The sequence below is a fragment of the Stappia sp. genome, assembly GCF_965276915.1.
GTDB lineage: Bacteria > Pseudomonadota > Alphaproteobacteria > Rhizobiales > Stappiaceae > Stappia.
Map to the genome: position 1 here is coordinate 628,697 of NZ_OZ255709.1, position 15,130 is coordinate 643,826.

Genomic DNA, 15,130 nt, shown 5'->3' on the forward strand with positions numbered 1-15,130 from the left:
GCCATCGACGCCCGTCCCGCCGGGGCTCCGGCCCCGGGTCCCGATCCGGCCCGGCCCCTTTCCGTTTCGCTTGCCGGCCTGTGGTGGATCCCGCGCGCCATGGCGCTGGGGCTGCTGGCCTTCGTCATCTTCGGCCCGCTCGCCAATCTCGTTCTGTGGACCGTCGCCGAGCGCTGGTATTTCCCCCATGCCTTGCCGCTCGAATACGGCTTCAGTTACTGGGCAAAGGTCTTCTCGCCGCGCGGCAACGCCATGGAATCGCTGACCAACAGCGTGCTGGTGGCAAGCCTCACCGTGGGACTGGCGCTGGCGCTGGCGGTTCCCGCCGGCTATGCGCTCGCCCGGCTGAAACTGCCGTTCCGGGCGCTCATCCTGCTTGCCTTCCTGATCCCGCAGGCCTTTCCCAACCTGCCAGTCTACGTCAACATCGCCCGGCTCTTCTACCAGATCGGCCTCAACGGCACGGTCGCCGGCGTCGTGCTGGTGCATGTCACGCACGGGCTTGTCTATGCCGTGTGGATCGCGACAGCCGCCTTTTCCGCCGTCGACCGGGAGCTGGAGGAGGCGGCCCGTTCGCTCGGCGCCGGCGCCCTGCGCGCCTTTCGCGACGTGACACTGCCGCTTGCCGCGCCCGGGCTGCTTGCCAGCGCCGTCTTCGTCTTCCTGGAATCGCTCGACGAGTTCACCGGCAGCTATTTCGTCGGCGCGCCGGACGTCAACCTGTTGCCGCTGCTGCTCTACACCGCCGGGGCCGGCGGCAATTATCAGGTTGCATCGATCACCGCGCTGTTGCTCCTTGTACCGTCCATTGCTTTCATGCTCGTCGTCGAACGATTCCTCAAATCCGACGTGCTGTCGAAGGTCGGCCATTGAAACGCGAGAAAAGCGAGAACAGCATCGCGGCGCGCCGCTTCGTCAGCGCGCAGCAGGTGGCCAAAAAAGCCGGCGTGTCACGCTCGGCCGTGTCGCGCGCCTTCACGCCCGGCGCCAGCATCGCGCCGGAGACGCGCGAGAAGGTGATGCGGGCGGCCCTTGAGCTGGGCTATCACGTCAACGACCTGGCGCGCGGGTTGCTCGCCAATCGCAGCCGCCTGGTCGGTCTCGTCGTCACCAAGCCGGAGGTCGGCTTTCGCGCCCATCTCGTCTCGGCCCTGACGCGGGCGCTGGTCCTGCGCGGCAGCGTGCCGCTCGTCATCAACACCGGCAGCATGGAACAGGAGCTGCACGCCGCCCAGGCGGCGCTGTTCGGCTACCGTGCCGAGGCGACGATCATCCTGTCCGGATCGCCGCCCGCCTCCTTCGTCGACCTGGCCCGGCGCAACGGCCAGCCGCTGATCATGATCGGCCGCGCCGAAACCGATTGCGACCACGTGCGCATCGACAATTCCGGCGCGGCGCGCATGGCCGCGCGCATCCTTGTCGAACGCGGCCATCGGCACCTGGCCCTTGCCGGCGTCGCCGACGCCACCCCGAGCCTGGCCGAGCGCGAGGACGCCTTCACCCGGGAAGCGCAAGCGCGCGGCATGACGGTCACGGCCGGGCATGGGCGCGATGCCACCTATGCCGGCGGCCAGGCGGCCGCCGATGCGCTCTTTGCCGGGGACGGGAGCCGGCGGGAACGGCCGGACGCGGTCTTCTGCGTCAACGACCTGATGGCCATCGGCCTGATCGACCGGGCGCGTGGCCATTTCGGCCTGCGCATCCCGCAAGACGTCGCCGTGATCGGCTTCGACGACATTCCCGAAGCGGCCTGGGACGCCTATCGGCTGACCACTTTCCGCCAGGACCCGGAGAAAATGGCCGAGGCCGCCGTCGCCCATCTGGAACGCCGCCTCGCCGACCCGGACGCGCCGCCCGAACTGCTGCGCCTCGAGGCCGCCTTTGTCGAACGCGGCACGACGCGGACCCGCTGACCGGGCCGCCAGACGGGCCCCGACACCTGCCATCGTCCGGCGAAAGGTGCTAACCATGCCCCGGCAAGACCGGCACAGCGGACGAGGACAGACGATGAGCGACACCGACCCGACCGTCGATATCCGGCAGTTTTCCTGTCTCGATGACAATTTCGGCGTGATCCTGCATCTGCCCGGCGAGGACGGCGGCGCAACCATCGCCATCGACGTGCCGGACGCCGATCCATACCTCGCCGTCCTGAAGGAAACCGGCTGGCAGCTGACCCATATCCTGATCACCCACCACCATTGGGACCACGTCCAGGGACTGGCGAAGCTCAAGGCGCAGACCGGTGCGAGGGTGATCGGCCCCGACCTGTCGCGCGACCAGGTCGCCGGTGTCGACGAGGGTGTTGCCGACGGCGACAAGCTCATCATCGGCGGGCTGGAGTTTCACGCGGTCGCAACGCCGGGCCACACGCTCGACCAGATCTCATGGTGGGCCCCCGCGATCGGCTTCGCCCATACCGGCGACACGCTGTTCTCGCTCGGCTGCGGCCGCATCTTCGAGGGCGACCCGGCCATGATGTGGGCCTCGCTCGACAAGCTCGCCCGGCTGCTGCCGGACGACACGCGGATCTATTGCGGCCACGAATATACGCTCTCCAACGCCCGTTTCGCGCTCACCATCGACCCCGACAACAACGCGCTCGCCGCGCGCGCCAGCGAGGTCGAGGGACTGCGCGAAAAGGGTCTCCCGACCCTGCCCACGACAATGGCGGCGGAGCGTGCCACCAACCCGTTCCTGCGGGCCGCCGACCCGGCCGTTCGTGCCAGCCTCGGCATGAAGGACGCCGGCGATGCGGAGGTCTTCACCGAGATCCGCCGCCGAAAGGACAGTTTCTGACAAGCCCGAAGGAGAGAGACGGATGATCGACGCCTCGCTTTCCGCCGCCGATATCGTCGCCCTGCTCGACCTCAAGCCCCATCCCGAAGGCGGCCACTACCGCGAGACGTTTCGCGACCCGGAGGTCGACGCCAACGGCCGCGCCCGCTCGACGGCGATCTACTACCTGCTCGAGGCCGGCGAAATTTCCGCCTGGCACCGGGTCGACGCCGTCGAGATCTGGCACTGGCATGCCGGCGGTCCGCTTGCGCTGACGATCTCCGAAAACGGCCACGACGCCCGCGCCCTGCATCTGGGGCCCGAACTTGCCGCCCATCAGCGCCCGCAGGGCATCGTGCCGGCCGGCGCCTGGCAGACGGCGGAAAGCCTCGGCCGCTGGACACTGGTCGGCTGCACCGTGGCGCCCGGCTTCGAGTTCGCCGGCTTCGAGATGGCGCCGCCCGGCTGGCGTCCCCTTCCGCGCGGCTGACACCTGCCCGGAAAGGCGGGTTTTCCCGGCTTGCGCTCCGCCGCGCAAGGGCTACAGTGCGCGCGGATTTCAACCCGCCGGCAGCCTCTTGGCAGCCTGCCGGCGCCTCATGGCGCGCGGGATCGCCGCGACCCGCCTCAACCTGCCCAGGACTGGACCACGGAGCCCATGGCACACAAAGACATCAAGAAGGTGGTGCTCGCCTATTCCGGCGGCCTCGACACCTCGATCATCCTGAAATGGCTGCAGACCGAATACGGCTGCGAGGTGGTGACCTTCACCGCCGATCTCGGCCAGGGCGAGGAGCTGGAGCCGGCGCGCAAGAAGGCCGAACTGCTCGGCATCAAGGAAATCCACATCGACGATCTGCGCGAAGAATTCATGCGCGATTTCGTCTTTCCGATGTTCCGTGCCAACGCCGTCTATGAAGGCGTCTACCTGCTCGGCACCTCGATCGCCCGGCCGCTGATTTCCAAGCGCCTGATCGAGATCGCCCACGAGACCGGCGCCGATGCCATCGCCCATGGCGCCACCGGCAAGGGCAACGACCAGGTCCGCTTCGAGCTGTCCGCCTATGCGCTCGACCCCGACATCAAGGTGATCGCGCCCTGGCGCGACTGGACGTTCAAGTCGCGCACCGACCTGATCGACTTCGCCGAAAAGCACCAGATCCCGGTGCCCAAGGACAAGCGCGGCGAATCGCCCTTCTCGGTCGACGCCAACATGCTGCACTCGTCCTCGGAAGGAAAAGTACTCGAGGACCCCTGGGTCGAGCCGCCGGAATACGTACACCAGCGGACCGTCTCGCCGATGGACGCCCCTGATGTCGCCACCGAGATCACCATCGGCTTCGACAAGGGCGACGCCGTCTCGCTGAACGGCGAGGCGATGTCGCCGGCGACGCTCTTTGCGAAGCTCAACGACTATGGCCGCGACAACGGCATCGGCCGGCTTGACCTGGTCGAGAACCGCTTCGTCGGCATGAAGTCGCGCGGCGTCTACGAGACGCCCGGCGGCACCATCCTGCTCACCGCCCACAGGGCGATCGAATCGATCACGCTCGACCGGGGTGCCTCGCATCTCAAGGACGAGCTGATGCCGCGCTATGCCGAGCTGATCTACAACGGCTTCTGGTTCTCGCCCGAGCGCGAGATGCTGCAGGCCCTGATCGACAAGAGCCAGGAAATGGTCGCCGGCGAGGTCCGCCTCAAGCTCTACAAGGGCAATGTCATCGTCGTCGGCCGGCAGTCGCCCTATTCGCTCTATTCGGAGGAGCTGGTCACCTTCGAGGACGACCGCGGCGCCTACGACCAGAAGGACGCGGCCGGCTTCATCCGCCTGAACGCCCTGCGCCTCAGGACGCTGGCCAAGCGCGACCGCCTGCGCTGAACCGATGCACTGAAAGATGAGCGGGGCGCGGGGTAGGGCCGGGGATGGGGACGGCAGGGAACAACCCGGCGCGGCCCTCGCCCGCGCCGGGTTCCGGCTCGTCGGCCATTTCGCCGCGATCCCGGCCGATCATGTGCCCGACATCGCACAAGGCCGGCCGGCCCGTGCGCTCATCCTCGTCGGCTCGCTTTCCGACGAGCTCTTCGCGCCGTTTCGCGAAAGCCCGGAAGCGGCGGACGACAGGCCCGACCCGCTCGACCGCTACACGCGGCGGGCTCTGGGCGGGATTGCCGGGGGCCTCGGGCTCGGCATCGTCTTTCCCTTCGACGGTCCGCCCTATTTTCCATTCCAGCGCTGGGCGCTGAGGACCGGCGGCTTCTCGCCCTCGCCGATGGGCGTCCTGGCGCATCACACGTTCGGCCCATGGATCGGCCTGCGCGCAGCGCTTCTGTCGCCCGAGCCGGTCGAGGGCCCCGATGCGGCGGAAGAGCCCGGCCCTTGCGGAACCTGCCTGGAAAAACCCTGCATTTCCGCCTGTCCGGCAGGTGCGCTGCGCGATGCGGCACCGCCCGCAAGCTATGACGTGCCGCGCTGCCTCGCCCACCTGAGGGCCGAGCCGCAGGCGACCTGCCACACGGGATGCCTTGCCCGCCGCGCCTGTCCCTACGGGCATGAACATGCCCAGTCGCGGGATGCGGCGGCCCTCCACATGAAGGCCTTTCTCGGCTGAACGCGCCTAGCGGTCGCGCACCGCCACATAGCGGGCCAGCGCCACAAGCGGCGCCGCCCGCGCGCCGAAAGACGCCAGCAGCGCCTCCGCCTCGCCGACGAGACGCTGCAGTTCCGCCCGCGTCCAGTCACTGCCCTTCAGGGCGACAAGCGTCGCCTTGCCGGCCGCCGCATCCTTGCCGGCCGCCTTGCCGAGCCGCGCCGCGTCGCCTTCCACATCGAGAAGGTCGTCGGCAAGCTGGAAGGCAAGGCCGATGATCTCGCCGAACCGGGTCAGCGTTTCGATGTCGCCCCCCGGCGCGCCGGCAAGCCGGGCGCCGGTGCGCGCCGCGTAGCGGATCAGCGCCCCGGTCTTCATCGCCTGCAGCAGGCGGATCTCCGCCTCGCTGCGGTCATGGTGCTCCGAGGCAAGATCGAGCATCTGCCCCCCTGCCATGCCGCCGAAGCCGGAGGCGCGGGCAAGGTCCCGCGAGGCGGCAAGCCGCACCGCCGCATCCGCATGGACGCGCGGATCGGCGATCAGGTCGAAGGCAAGCGTCAGCAGGGCATCGCCCGCAAGAATGGCGGTTGCCTCGTCGAAGGCCTTGTGAACGGTCGGCCGGCCCCGGCGCATGTCGTCGTCGTCCATGGCCGGCAGGTCGTCATGGACGAGGGAGTAGCAATGGATGCATTCCAGCGCCGCACCCGCCAGCACCACGCCCTCGTCGTCGCGGCCGAACAGTCGCGCCGCTGCCAGCACCAGCGCCGGTCGCAATCGCTTGCCGCCGCCAAGACAGGCATGGCGCATCGCCTCGATGATCCGTGCCGGGCGCGGGCTTTCCCCGTCTCCCGGTTCCGCGACGAGAACGGTTCCGAGCATCGCCTCCACCCGGGCGGCATCCGTGGCCAGCTGTCTGGCAAGCTGTGTGGCAAGATCGGCGGTCACGCTCGGGCTCCGGCTGGCTGGGAACGACAGGGCGGGGACAACGTCCCTCCCGGTTTCAGTGTAGAAAATCAAGCCGCAGGTCAACCGGGCGGATCGACCGGGGGCGCCCCCCGCCGCAATCGGGCCCGGCGAGTTGTGCGCTCCCGCGACTGCCTGTATTCACCACAAGGACGTGTTGCGCAGGTCTCGTTGACGGAAACCGGGATTGCAGGGCGCAGATGTGGCCGGGGAGCGTGCGAGCCGCGATGGCGAAACATTCGAGGATCATGACGCGGCGCCCGCTGCAGGCGCACTGCCGATGAGGGGCGGCAAGCGGGACGAGCCCGGGAGCGAGGGCAAGGGCGGACGTTCGTCCCTGACACGGCAAGTGCGCCGCTGGGTGCTGCGGGCACTGCTGGCGCTGCTACTGCTGCCGCCCGTGCTCACCCTTCTCTACGCGGTCGTGCCGCCGGTCAGCACCCTGATGCTCGGCCGCTATGTGAGCGGGCTTTGGGTCGAGCGGACCTATGTGCGCCTCGACGCGATCTCCCCGCATCTCGTTCGCTCGGTGATCGCCTCGGAGGATGCGCGCTTCTGCGAGCACAACGGCATCGACTGGGAGGCGCTCGACAAGCAGATCGAGGCGCTGAACGAGGGCGAGAATCCGCGCGGCGCCTCGACGCTGACCATGCAGGTCGCCAAGAACCTGTTCCTGTGGAACGACCGGGACTACATCCGCAAGGCGATGGAGCTGCCGCTGGCCCTGATGCTCGACGCCATGCTGACCAAGCGCCGGCTCCTGGAGATCTATCTCAACATCGCCGAATGGGGCGAGGGGGTGTTCGGCGCCGAGGCCGCCGCACAGTCCTGGTTCGGCAAGCCGGCCGCCGATCTCAGCCGCACGGAAGCCGCCCGGCTCGCCACCGCGCTGCCCAATCCGCTGGCCCGCAATCCGGCCCGGCCGCGCCCCGGGCACGACCGCCTGGCGCGCATCAACCGGGGCCGGGCCTCCGCCATCGACGCCCATCTCGGCTGCCTGCCGGGTTTCGGCTCGTGAGGACGGAAAAGATTCGCCCCGCGCGCACCAAATTTTTTGCCATTCGGGCTGGCAAAGCGGCGCAAGGTTCGGTATAAGCCCGCCATTCCTGCACACCGTGCGGACCCACGCCCCGGGCTGACCCGGTCCGGGTTCCGATGGTTATTGCACGACGGAGAGAAGAACAATGGCCGTTCCGAAGAGAAAAACCTCGCGCATGAAGCGCGGCGCGCGTCGCTCCACGGACGCCCTGAGGCAGCCGACTTATGTCGAGGACAAGGATTCGGGCGAGCTTCGCCGCCCGCATCACGTCGATCTGAAGACCGGCATGTACCGGGGCCGTCAGATCCTGGCGCCGAAGGACGACGTCTGAGCGTGATGTCGCGGCCCTTGCGGGCCTGACGTCGCGCACGGCGACAAGCACGACACGTTGAAGAGGCCGGCGCGCGAGCACCGGCCTTTTTCGCGTTTCCCCGCCTCACAAATCGGGCCTCCAACGCGCGCCCCGCGGCAGAATGCCGCCCGCCGCGCACCACACGCATTGCCCCAAAAAAAGAGGCTCCCGGCATGCCCGGGAGCCTCGATGGTCAGGACGGGCCCGATGCCTGTCCCTGACCTGATGTCTGTCTCCGGCCGGAAGGCCCCACTCAGCCGTTGGCGTAATACTGGCCGCCATTGATGGTCAGCACCGCGCCGGTCATGAAGGCCGCCTGGTTCGAGGCGAGATAGGCAACCGCCGCCGCGATCTCCTCCGCCTGGCCCAGTCGCCCGACCGGAATGCCGGCGATAATCCCCTCCAGCACCTTCTCCGGCACGGCCGCGACCATGTCCGTATCGATATAGCCGGGGCAGATGGCGTTGACCGTGATGCCCTTGCGGGCGTTTTCCGAGGCAAGCGCCTTGGTGAAGCCGATGACGCCGGCCTTGGCCGCCGAATAGTTGGTCTGGCCGAGCTGGCCCTTCTGGCCGTTGATCGAGGAGATGTTGACGATCCGGCCATGGCCACGCTCGCGCATCCCGTCGATCACCGGGCGCGTCATTGTGAACATGCTGTCGAGATTGGTGCGGATCACCGCCGACCACTGCTCGTAGTCCATCTTGTGAAACCAGCCGTCGCGGGTGATCCCTGCATTGTTGACGAGCACCTCGACCGCGCCGAGATCCGACACGACCTGGGCGACACCATCCTGGCAGGCGGCGGCATCGGCGACATCCCATTGGTAGACATGGATGCCCGTCTCGGCCCTGAACGCCTCGGCCTTCTCGGTGTTGCCCGCATAGGTCGCCGCGACCGTATAGCCGGCGTCCTTCAGGCCCTTCGAGATCGCCGCCCCGATGCCCCGGGTGCCGCCCGTCACGATTGCCACATTGCTCATGCATTTCCTCCCGCGTGTTGCAGGCCGCCGATGCCTCTGGCGGCAGCCCGTTCTTCCGGTATGCGATGGATCATGGCAGTCCGCTCGTCTCCCGCCATGATCCCTGTCAACAAGGTCCGGCCCCTCCGAGCCGGACCGGCGCCTGGCGGATCAGCGCTCGACGCAGAGTGCCACGCCCATGCCGCCGCCGATGCAAAGCGTCGCAAGGCCCTTCTTCACGTCGCGGCGCGCCATCTCGTGCAGAAGCGTGACCAGAACGCGGGCGCCCGAGGCGCCGATCGGATGGCCGATGGCAATGGCCCCGCCATTGACATTGACGATGTCCGGGTTCCAGCCCATGTCCTTGTTGACCGCACAGGCCTGGGCAGCGAAGGCCTCGTTGGCTTCCACTAGGCCGAGGTCCTCGACCTTCCAGCCGGCCTTGGCAAGCGCCTTGCGCGAGGCCGGGATCGGACCCGAGCCCATGATCGTCGGATCGACACCGGCGGTTGCCCAGGAGGCGACCCGGGCCAGCGGCGTCAGGCCGCGCCTGGCGGCTTCCGCGGCACTCATCACCACCAGCGCGGCGGCGCCGTCATTGATGCCCGAGGCATTGCCGGCGGTCACGGTGCCCTCCTTGGCAAAGGCCGGACGCAGCTTCGCCATGCCGTCGAGGCTGGCGCCGTGGCGGATATACTCGTCCTCCTCGACAACGCGGTCGCCCTTGCGCTCCTTGATTGTGAAGGGCGTGATCTCGTCCTTGAAGCGGCCGGCCTTCTGGGCGGCTTCCGCCTTGTTCTGCGAGGCGACGGCGAACTGGTCCTGCTGGTCGCGCGAGATCTGCCACTTCTCGGCGACGTTTTCCGCCGTCTGGCCCATGTGGTAGCCGTTGAAGGCGTCCCACAACCCGTCCTTGATCATCGTGTCGATCATCTTGTAGTCGCCCATCTTGTAGCCGGCGCGCATATGGGCGCAGTGCGGCGACAGCGACATGTTCTCCTGGCCGCCGGCAACGACCACCGAGGCATCCCCCGCCGCGATCTGCTGCATGGCGATGGCGACGGTGCGCAGCCCGGAACCGCAGACCTGGTTCAGCACCCAGGCGGTGGCACTGTCGGGAATGCCGGCTAGGATGGCGGCCTGGCGGGCCGGGTTCTGGCCCTGGCCGGCGGTGAGGACCTGGCCGAAGACGACCTCGTCCACGTCGGCGGCGGCGACCGAGGCGCGCTCCAGGGCGGAGCGGATGATGGCCGCGCCGAGTTCGTGGGCGGGGGTGTTGGCGAAGGCTCCGTTGAAGGACCCGACCGCGCTGCGAGTGGCGCTGACAATAACGACGTCGGTGGCTGCGCTCATTTCATGATCTCCCGAGACTTTCCGGACCTCCCGTGGCGCGCGTCCCCTCTTTTGCGTTTGGCTTCACGCGCGCGCTTTCCCCCGAACTAGAGACGCCCGCGCGACCGTAGTCAACCGGAACCCCCGGCCGCACCGGGCAAAACCGGCGCGAGGCGGGTCATTCTTTCGTCGGAGCGGCGCGCGCGAATGCCGTCGATAAAACGGTGGTGCGCCCGGCCACGATTGGCTTATCGTGCAGTGCAGGAGACGTCGCGGGCGCGCTTGCAATGCGCGCGCGTCGCTGGGAGGAAAGACGCACCGGGCCGAGAACGGTGCGCAAAGCCGGGATCCGAAAATCGACATGGCAAAGACGACCGAGCCGACGATGATCAAGAAATACGCCAACCGCCGCCTCTACAACACCGGCACCAGCACCTATGTGACGCTGGAAGACCTCGCCCTGATGGTCAAGGCCGAAGAGGATTTCGTGGTCTTCGACGCCAAGAGCGGCGACGAAATCACCCGCTCGGTGCTCACCCAGATCATCTTCGAGCAGGAGAACAAGGGGCAGAACCTGCTGCCGATCACGTTCCTGCGCCAGCTCATCCGCTTTTACGGCGACAGCATGCAGAACGTGGTGCCGAGCTATCTCGACTTCTCCATCTCCTCGCTCACCAGGGAGCAGGACCGGATGCGCGAGCAGATGTCCAATGCCCTGGGCTCCACCGCCTTCGACGTGATCGAGGACCAGGTCAAGCGCAACGCCGAGATATTCGACCGGGCGATGCGCATGTTCCTGCCCTTCGGCACGGGCAAGGAGGGTGAAGGCGAGGGAGGGCAGGCCGAACAGCAGTCACGGTCCGCCGATCCGGCAAAGGGATCGGCCGCGGCGAGCGCCGACGACCTCGATGCGCTGAAGCGGCAGCTCGCCGACATGCAGAAGAAGATCGATTCCATCGCCGACGGCGGCGGCAAGGGCTGAGCAGGCGGGCGGGCGCCGTCACCGGCGCCCGCTGCAAGGTTGATCGGTCGAGATGCCCGGCAACGAGCCGGGCCGCGAGGCTCAGCCCTGGTCCGGCGTCAGGCCGATCGCCTCGATACCGGCAATCGCGCAGGCCTCGTCATTGTCGGACGTGTCGCCGCTGATACCCACCGCACCGAGGATCTCGCCGCCCTTGGCCTCGCGGATCAGCACGCCGCCGGGCACCGGCACGATGGCCCCTCCGGCCGCCCCGTTCAGCGCCTGCACGAAATGCGGCCGTGTCTTGGCGTTGTCGTCGAGCCAGCGCGAGCCGGCGCCCACGGCAACGGCGCCGAAGGCCTTTCCGCTGGCCACCTGCGGACGCAGGATCGAGGAACCGTCCTGGCGCGACAGCGCCACCAGATGGCCGCCCGCGTCGAGCACGGCGACGGTGAGCGGCTTGAGGGACAGTTCCGCCCCCCTGGCGAAGGCGGAGGCGATGATCTTTTCCGCCTGGGCAAGAGTGAGTTTGCTCATTGCGATATGGTCTCCCGGTCGGCTTGCGGTACTGTTCCGTGAACTGGCTATCAGCGTCCCGGTTGCCAACAAACGGACAAAAACGATAATCACTCATTCTGATGCGGAAACAATAGACCCCGCCACCTTCTATCCTGCCTCCCTCATCGCCCGGACAACCCGTCCCCTCCCGCCCTTGCGGCCCGTTTGCACCCTCGCCGGCCAGCCGCCAACAAGAAGGAAGGCCCAGCATGCGCGATTTCCACGCTCCCGGACGCTCGACCGCCTATGCGCCCAACGCGATGGCCGCAACGTCCCATCCGCTCGCCAGCGCCGCCGCGCTTGAAGTGCTGCAAGGCGGTGGCAATGCGGTCGACGCGGCGGTGGCCGCTGCCGCCGTTCTTGCCGTGGTCGAGCCGCAGATGACCGGCATCGGCGGCGACTGCTTCGCCATTGTCGCCAGGCCCGACGGCACGATTTCCGGCATCAACGGCTCCGGCCCCGCGCCCAAGGCCGCCACCCCGGCGCGGCTTGCTGAACTCGGCGTCACCGCGATCGACCCGCACGGCCCGCATGCCGTCACCGTCCCCGGCGCGGTGCGCGCCTGGCAGGACCTGCTCGCAGCCCACGGCCGGCGAAGCCTCTCCGACGTCCTCAAGCGCGCGATCTCCTATGCCCGCGACGGTTACGCGGTCGCCCCGCGCGTCGCCCATGACTGGACCCGCAACCGGGAAAAGCTGTCGGCCGATGCCGGCGCGGCGGCCGAGTATCTCGTCGATGGCAAGGTGCCGAAGGCGGGAACCGTGATGCGCCATCAGGCCCTTGCCCGCACCCTGGAGAAGATCGCCGCCGAAGGCGCATCCGCCTTCTACGAGGGCGAGGTGGCGCACGACATCGTCGACACGCTGGCCGCCAGGGGCGGGTTGATGACGCTCGACGACCTTGCCGGCATGACCACCCTGCCGATGACCCCGGTGAGCCGCAACTATCGCGGCGTTGACGTGGTCGAGCTGCCGCCCAACGGCCAGGGTTTCATCGCGCTGGTCATGCTCGGCCTGCTCGAGCGCTTCGATCTCGCCCCGCTCAACCCGATCGGCGCCGAGCGCTTCCACCTGCAACTCGAGGCCGGACGGATTGCCTATTCCGTGCGCGACCTGTTCCTCGCCGATCCGGCGCATATGGACCATGGCCCCGACGCGTTCCTGGCGGGCAGCTATCTCGACAGGCTCGCCGCCCGCATGTCACCGACGGCACGGATGACCGACATCCCGCCGGCCCTGCTCGGCCCGTCATCCGACACCGTCTACCTGTCCGTCGTCGATGCCGACGGCATGGCCGTGTCGCTGATCAACTCGGTCTACAAGGATTTCGGGTCGGGCATCTGCGCACCGAAAAGCGGCGTGCTGCTGCAGAATCGCGGCGCCTGTTTCCGTCTGCAACCGGGCCATCCCAACTGCATCGACGGCGGCAAGCGCCCCTTGCACACGATCATTCCCGCGATGGTCATGAAGGACGGGCGTCCGTTCCTGTCCTTCGGCGTGATGGGTGGCGGTTACCAGCCCTGCGGCCATGCGCATGTGCTGACCAACATGGTCGACTTCGGCATGGACCCGCAGCAGGCGATCGACGCGCCGCGCATGTTCTTCGACGAGATGACCCATGTGCTGCAGGCCGAGCGCTGGGTGCCGGAGGGTACCGTGGCGGGCCTGCGCGCGCTCGGCCACAAGGTGACGCCGTCGAACGAACCGATCGGCGGCGCCCAGGCGATCCTCATCGACCGGGCAAGCGGCATGCTCATCGGCGGATCCGACCCGCGCAAGGACGGCTGCGCCATCGGCTACTGAGCCGCCGCGCCCCGCAGAAACGACAAACCCCGCACGGCAGCCTGCCGGGCGGGGTTTTCATTTGCAAAACCAGTGATCTGCGCAGCTGCCTGGCCTCACCGGCTGACGGCGAGGATGCGACCGGCGGGCAGGATGCGCGGCTGGCGCTCGGCGGTCCGGTAGGCGTCGATCGCCTCGGCCGGCGCCGCGCGGCGGCGCGCGCGCGTCTGCGGCAGCTGCTCGCGCGTGGCGATCAGCTGGGCGATGAAACCCGCGTTCGGCCGGTGAAACCCGTAGAAGCGGTCGGTCCTGACCGCCGCGACCGGATCGACGGCGACGATTTCGCGGGTGAGGGACGCGTCGGCCTGCGCTGCCGCGCCGGTCTCGGTGCGCGCGTTGCGCCTTGTCTCTCCAGGTCCCCTCGCGGGACGGTATCCCTGTTCGATCCGCATTCTCGCCTCCCCGGCGTGCCAATTCGGGACATTGGCTTTGTTGCCGTAGAATTTAGCGCAAATGCCGTGCCAGAAGGTAAGGTTTTGTTAACTTTTAGGTGAGAAGCGGCCGAAAAGCCCGGTTTTCCACGGATTCCGGAGCTGCAGTGCATGGGGATAGCGGGCCGGCACGGGCAGGCCCCGCTCGTCTTTCACGCCCCGATGCCGCGAAAATCGTCCCGGGTCATGACAAAAGCGGTGTAGCCGGTCCCGGCAGGGGCAGCGGCGTCCCGCCGCATGCCGATCTTTTCCGCAACCCGGATCGAGCCGGCGTTGCCGGGATCGATCCCGGCAACGATCCGCGAAAGCCGGAGCGTGTCGAAGGCGTGGGCAACGACCGGGCGGGCGGCCTCCGACGCATGGCCAAGGCCCCAGGCGGCGCGCACCAGCCGCCAGCCGATCTCGACATCCGGCCCCTCGTCATCAAGCGGAAGCAGCAGGATCCAGCCGAGGAAGCGATCCGGCGCGGAGCGCGCGGCGATCGACCAGTAGCCGAGCCCCGCTCCCCAGTCGCGCAGCATGCGGGCCCGCACGAAGGCCTCATGCGCCTTCGGATCGGCCCAGGGACCGGCAATGAACCGCGTCACCTCCCGGTCGCGGTCCATGGCGAGGCAGGCATCGAGATCGGCGATTGTCCGCGGCCGCAGGAAAAGTCGCTCGGTCGAGAAGTCCGGCAACATGGCGAAAGCCGTCCGGTGGTTCAGCGCAGGTGATCGCCGTTGGAAACGCCGAAGTCGCGTCGTGCGCCGGTGATGGTGATCGAGAACCCGGCGATGACATCGACCAGCGTCACGCACATCAGGATGAAGAACACCGAGGTCGCCGCCTCGCGCACGGTCAGGAATTCGACCAGATAAGCGATGAAGACCAGCGTCGACAGGATGTGGTCGGTGAGCGCGACGACGCCGGTGCGGGTCGCCTTGAGCAATTCGACGAAGAGCAGAGCAAGTCCGGCGATGATCATCAGGTCGCCGATCACCAGCGTGAAGCGGGCTCCGGAAACAAGCTCCAGCGTCAGCACCGGCGCCTGCCACGGATCCCCGCCGGCATCGCCGAGCAGCGAGAAGGCCAGGATGTTGTAGACGAGAAGCGGCGCCACGGTGAGCGGGATTGAGACGATCAGCGGCATGCCATGGTCCTTGCGTTCTGCCCCGGGAACCTGACGGGCGGGATCGGAAATGTCCGGACGCCCGGGCAGCGCATGCCCCCCGAAGCGGAGTGCAGGATGCCGCCTCGCGGGGCAAACGGCAATGGCCGTCGGCACGCAAAAAAAGCCCGGGGACGAACCCCGGGCTTCAAGGTGCAGCCGCCGGTCACGGCGACTGC

Annotated in this window: 17 protein-coding genes; 10 read left to right on the forward strand and 7 right to left on the reverse strand. The window is 68.0% G+C overall.

The genetic code is table 11. The features are described 5' to 3' along the window. Positions 1-99 precede the first annotated feature (99 nt). From ACQY46_RS02885 to ACQY46_RS02910, 6 genes are all read left to right on the forward strand, one after another. On the forward strand, positions 100-873 hold the full coding sequence (locus ACQY46_RS02885) for an ABC transporter permease (protein WP_428700393.1): 774 nt from the start codon (positions 100-102) through the stop codon (positions 871-873). After that, positions 870-1,913 carry a LacI family DNA-binding transcriptional regulator gene (locus ACQY46_RS02890; protein ID WP_428698814.1) on the forward strand — a complete coding sequence of 348 codons (1,044 nt, stop codon included), beginning with the start codon at positions 870-872 and terminating at the stop codon, positions 1,911-1,913. Before ACQY46_RS02885 ends, ACQY46_RS02890 begins: the two co-directional genes overlap by 4 nt. Positions 1,914-2,007: 94 nt before the next feature. After that, complete coding sequence (gloB, locus tag ACQY46_RS02895) at positions 2,008-2,799, forward strand: hydroxyacylglutathione hydrolase (RefSeq protein ID WP_428698815.1); 792 nt, start codon at positions 2,008-2,010, stop codon at positions 2,797-2,799. Between the two features lie 22 nt (positions 2,800-2,821). Beyond that, positions 2,822-3,268, forward strand: a complete 447-nt coding sequence (locus ACQY46_RS02900) for a cupin domain-containing protein (protein WP_428698816.1) — start codon at positions 2,822-2,824, stop codon at positions 3,266-3,268. Between the two features lie 168 nt (positions 3,269-3,436). Continuing rightward, positions 3,437-4,657 (forward strand): argininosuccinate synthase, encoded by a 1,221-nt coding sequence (locus ACQY46_RS02905; protein ID WP_428698817.1) that lies wholly within the window; start codon positions 3,437-3,439, stop codon positions 4,655-4,657. A gap of 16 nt (positions 4,658-4,673) precedes the next feature. After that, positions 4,674-5,387: a hypothetical protein gene (locus ACQY46_RS02910; protein WP_428698818.1), complete on the forward strand. Its 714-nt coding sequence runs from the start codon at positions 4,674-4,676 to the stop codon at positions 5,385-5,387. Positions 5,388-5,393: 6 nt separating this feature from the next. On the opposite strand, the gene ACQY46_RS02915 is transcribed toward ACQY46_RS02910, so the two are convergent. Continuing rightward, complete coding sequence (locus ACQY46_RS02915) at positions 5,394-6,245, reverse strand: polyprenyl synthetase family protein (protein WP_428700395.1); 852 nt, start codon at positions 6,243-6,245, stop codon at positions 5,394-5,396. A 271-nt stretch (positions 6,246-6,516) separates the two neighbouring features. Between ACQY46_RS02915 and mtgA the strand changes: the two genes are divergently transcribed. Both mtgA and rpmF read left to right on the forward strand, forming a co-directional pair. Beyond that, on the forward strand, positions 6,517-7,347 hold the full coding sequence (gene mtgA, locus ACQY46_RS02920) for a monofunctional biosynthetic peptidoglycan transglycosylase (RefSeq protein ID WP_428698819.1): 831 nt from the start codon (positions 6,517-6,519) through the stop codon (positions 7,345-7,347). A 166-nt stretch (positions 7,348-7,513) separates the two neighbouring features. Next, entirely contained in the window at positions 7,514-7,699 is a 186-nt protein-coding gene (gene rpmF / locus ACQY46_RS02925; protein WP_306028727.1) for a 50S ribosomal protein L32, read from the forward strand. A 274-nt stretch (positions 7,700-7,973) separates the two neighbouring features. Here the strand turns inward: rpmF and phbB are convergent, their stop codons facing one another. Both phbB and ACQY46_RS02935 read right to left on the reverse strand, forming a co-directional pair. Further along, on the reverse strand, positions 7,974-8,702 hold the full coding sequence (gene phbB / locus ACQY46_RS02930; RefSeq protein ID WP_428698820.1) for an acetoacetyl-CoA reductase: 729 nt from the start codon (positions 8,700-8,702) through the stop codon (positions 7,974-7,976). Positions 8,703-8,852: 150 nt separating this feature from the next. Next, positions 8,853-10,034, reverse strand: coding sequence for an acetyl-CoA C-acetyltransferase (locus ACQY46_RS02935; protein WP_428698821.1), 1,182 nt, complete (start codon positions 10,032-10,034; stop codon positions 8,853-8,855). Between the two features lie 340 nt (positions 10,035-10,374). On the opposite strand from ACQY46_RS02935, the gene phaR reads away from it, so the two are divergent. Next, positions 10,375-10,995 carry a polyhydroxyalkanoate synthesis repressor PhaR gene (phaR, locus tag ACQY46_RS02940; protein WP_428698822.1) on the forward strand — a complete coding sequence of 207 codons (621 nt, stop codon included), beginning with the start codon at positions 10,375-10,377 and terminating at the stop codon, positions 10,993-10,995. 81 nt (positions 10,996-11,076) lie between these two features. Here phaR and ACQY46_RS02945 read toward each other — a convergent pair whose 3' ends face one another. Then, entirely contained in the window at positions 11,077-11,511 is a 435-nt protein-coding gene (locus ACQY46_RS02945; protein WP_306028732.1) for a GlcG/HbpS family heme-binding protein, read from the reverse strand. A 230-nt stretch (positions 11,512-11,741) separates the two neighbouring features. On the opposite strand from ACQY46_RS02945, the gene ggt reads away from it, so the two are divergent. Then, complete coding sequence (ggt, locus tag ACQY46_RS02950) at positions 11,742-13,334, forward strand: gamma-glutamyltransferase (RefSeq protein WP_428698823.1); 1,593 nt, start codon at positions 11,742-11,744, stop codon at positions 13,332-13,334. Between the two features lie 95 nt (positions 13,335-13,429). Here ggt and ACQY46_RS02955 read toward each other — a convergent pair whose 3' ends face one another. From ACQY46_RS02955 to ACQY46_RS02965, 3 genes are all read right to left on the reverse strand, one after another. Further along, positions 13,430-13,765, reverse strand: a complete 336-nt coding sequence (locus ACQY46_RS02955) for a hypothetical protein (protein ID WP_428698824.1) — start codon at positions 13,763-13,765, stop codon at positions 13,430-13,432. Positions 13,766-13,956: 191 nt separating this feature from the next. Next, positions 13,957-14,484: a GNAT family N-acetyltransferase gene (locus ACQY46_RS02960; RefSeq protein ID WP_428698825.1), complete on the reverse strand. Its 528-nt coding sequence runs from the start codon at positions 14,482-14,484 to the stop codon at positions 13,957-13,959. Between the two features lie 20 nt (positions 14,485-14,504). Continuing rightward, positions 14,505-14,933 (reverse strand): hypothetical protein, encoded by a 429-nt coding sequence (locus tag ACQY46_RS02965; protein WP_306028736.1) that lies wholly within the window; start codon positions 14,931-14,933, stop codon positions 14,505-14,507. Positions 14,934-15,130 lie beyond the last annotated feature (197 nt).

What these genes read in the sequence shown, in the direction of transcription:
- ACQY46_RS02910 (WP_428698818.1), top strand. Translation starts at nt 4,674, where the DNA reads ATGAGCGGGGCGCGGGGTAGGGCCGGGGATGGGGACGGCAGGGAACAA.
- ACQY46_RS02885 (WP_428700393.1), top strand. Translation starts at nt 100, where the DNA reads ATGGCGCTGGGGCTGCTGGCCTTCGTCATCTTCGGCCCGCTCGCCAAT.
- ACQY46_RS02945 (WP_306028732.1), bottom strand. Translation starts at nt 11,511, where the DNA reads ATGAGCAAACTCACTCTTGCCCAGGCGGAAAAGATCATCGCCTCCGCC.
- ACQY46_RS02965 (WP_306028736.1), bottom strand. Translation starts at nt 14,933, where the DNA reads ATGCCGCTGATCGTCTCAATCCCGCTCACCGTGGCGCCGCTTCTCGTC.
- ACQY46_RS02935 (WP_428698821.1), bottom strand. Translation starts at nt 10,034, where the DNA reads ATGAGCGCAGCCACCGACGTCGTTATTGTCAGCGCCACTCGCAGCGCG.
- phbB (WP_428698820.1), bottom strand. Translation starts at nt 8,702, where the DNA reads ATGAGCAATGTGGCAATCGTGACGGGCGGCACCCGGGGCATCGGGGCG.
- ACQY46_RS02900 (WP_428698816.1), top strand. Translation starts at nt 2,822, where the DNA reads ATGATCGACGCCTCGCTTTCCGCCGCCGATATCGTCGCCCTGCTCGAC.
- phaR (WP_428698822.1), top strand. Translation starts at nt 10,375, where the DNA reads ATGGCAAAGACGACCGAGCCGACGATGATCAAGAAATACGCCAACCGC.
- ACQY46_RS02915 (WP_428700395.1), bottom strand. Translation starts at nt 6,245, where the DNA reads ATGCTCGGAACCGTTCTCGTCGCGGAACCGGGAGACGGGGAAAGCCCG.
- gloB (WP_428698815.1), top strand. Translation starts at nt 2,008, where the DNA reads ATGAGCGACACCGACCCGACCGTCGATATCCGGCAGTTTTCCTGTCTC.
- ACQY46_RS02960 (WP_428698825.1), bottom strand. Translation starts at nt 14,484, where the DNA reads ATGTTGCCGGACTTCTCGACCGAGCGACTTTTCCTGCGGCCGCGGACA.
- ggt (WP_428698823.1), top strand. Translation starts at nt 11,742, where the DNA reads ATGCGCGATTTCCACGCTCCCGGACGCTCGACCGCCTATGCGCCCAAC.
- ACQY46_RS02955 (WP_428698824.1), bottom strand. Translation starts at nt 13,765, where the DNA reads ATGCGGATCGAACAGGGATACCGTCCCGCGAGGGGACCTGGAGAGACA.
- rpmF (WP_306028727.1), top strand. Translation starts at nt 7,514, where the DNA reads ATGGCCGTTCCGAAGAGAAAAACCTCGCGCATGAAGCGCGGCGCGCGT.
- ACQY46_RS02905 (WP_428698817.1), top strand. Translation starts at nt 3,437, where the DNA reads ATGGCACACAAAGACATCAAGAAGGTGGTGCTCGCCTATTCCGGCGGC.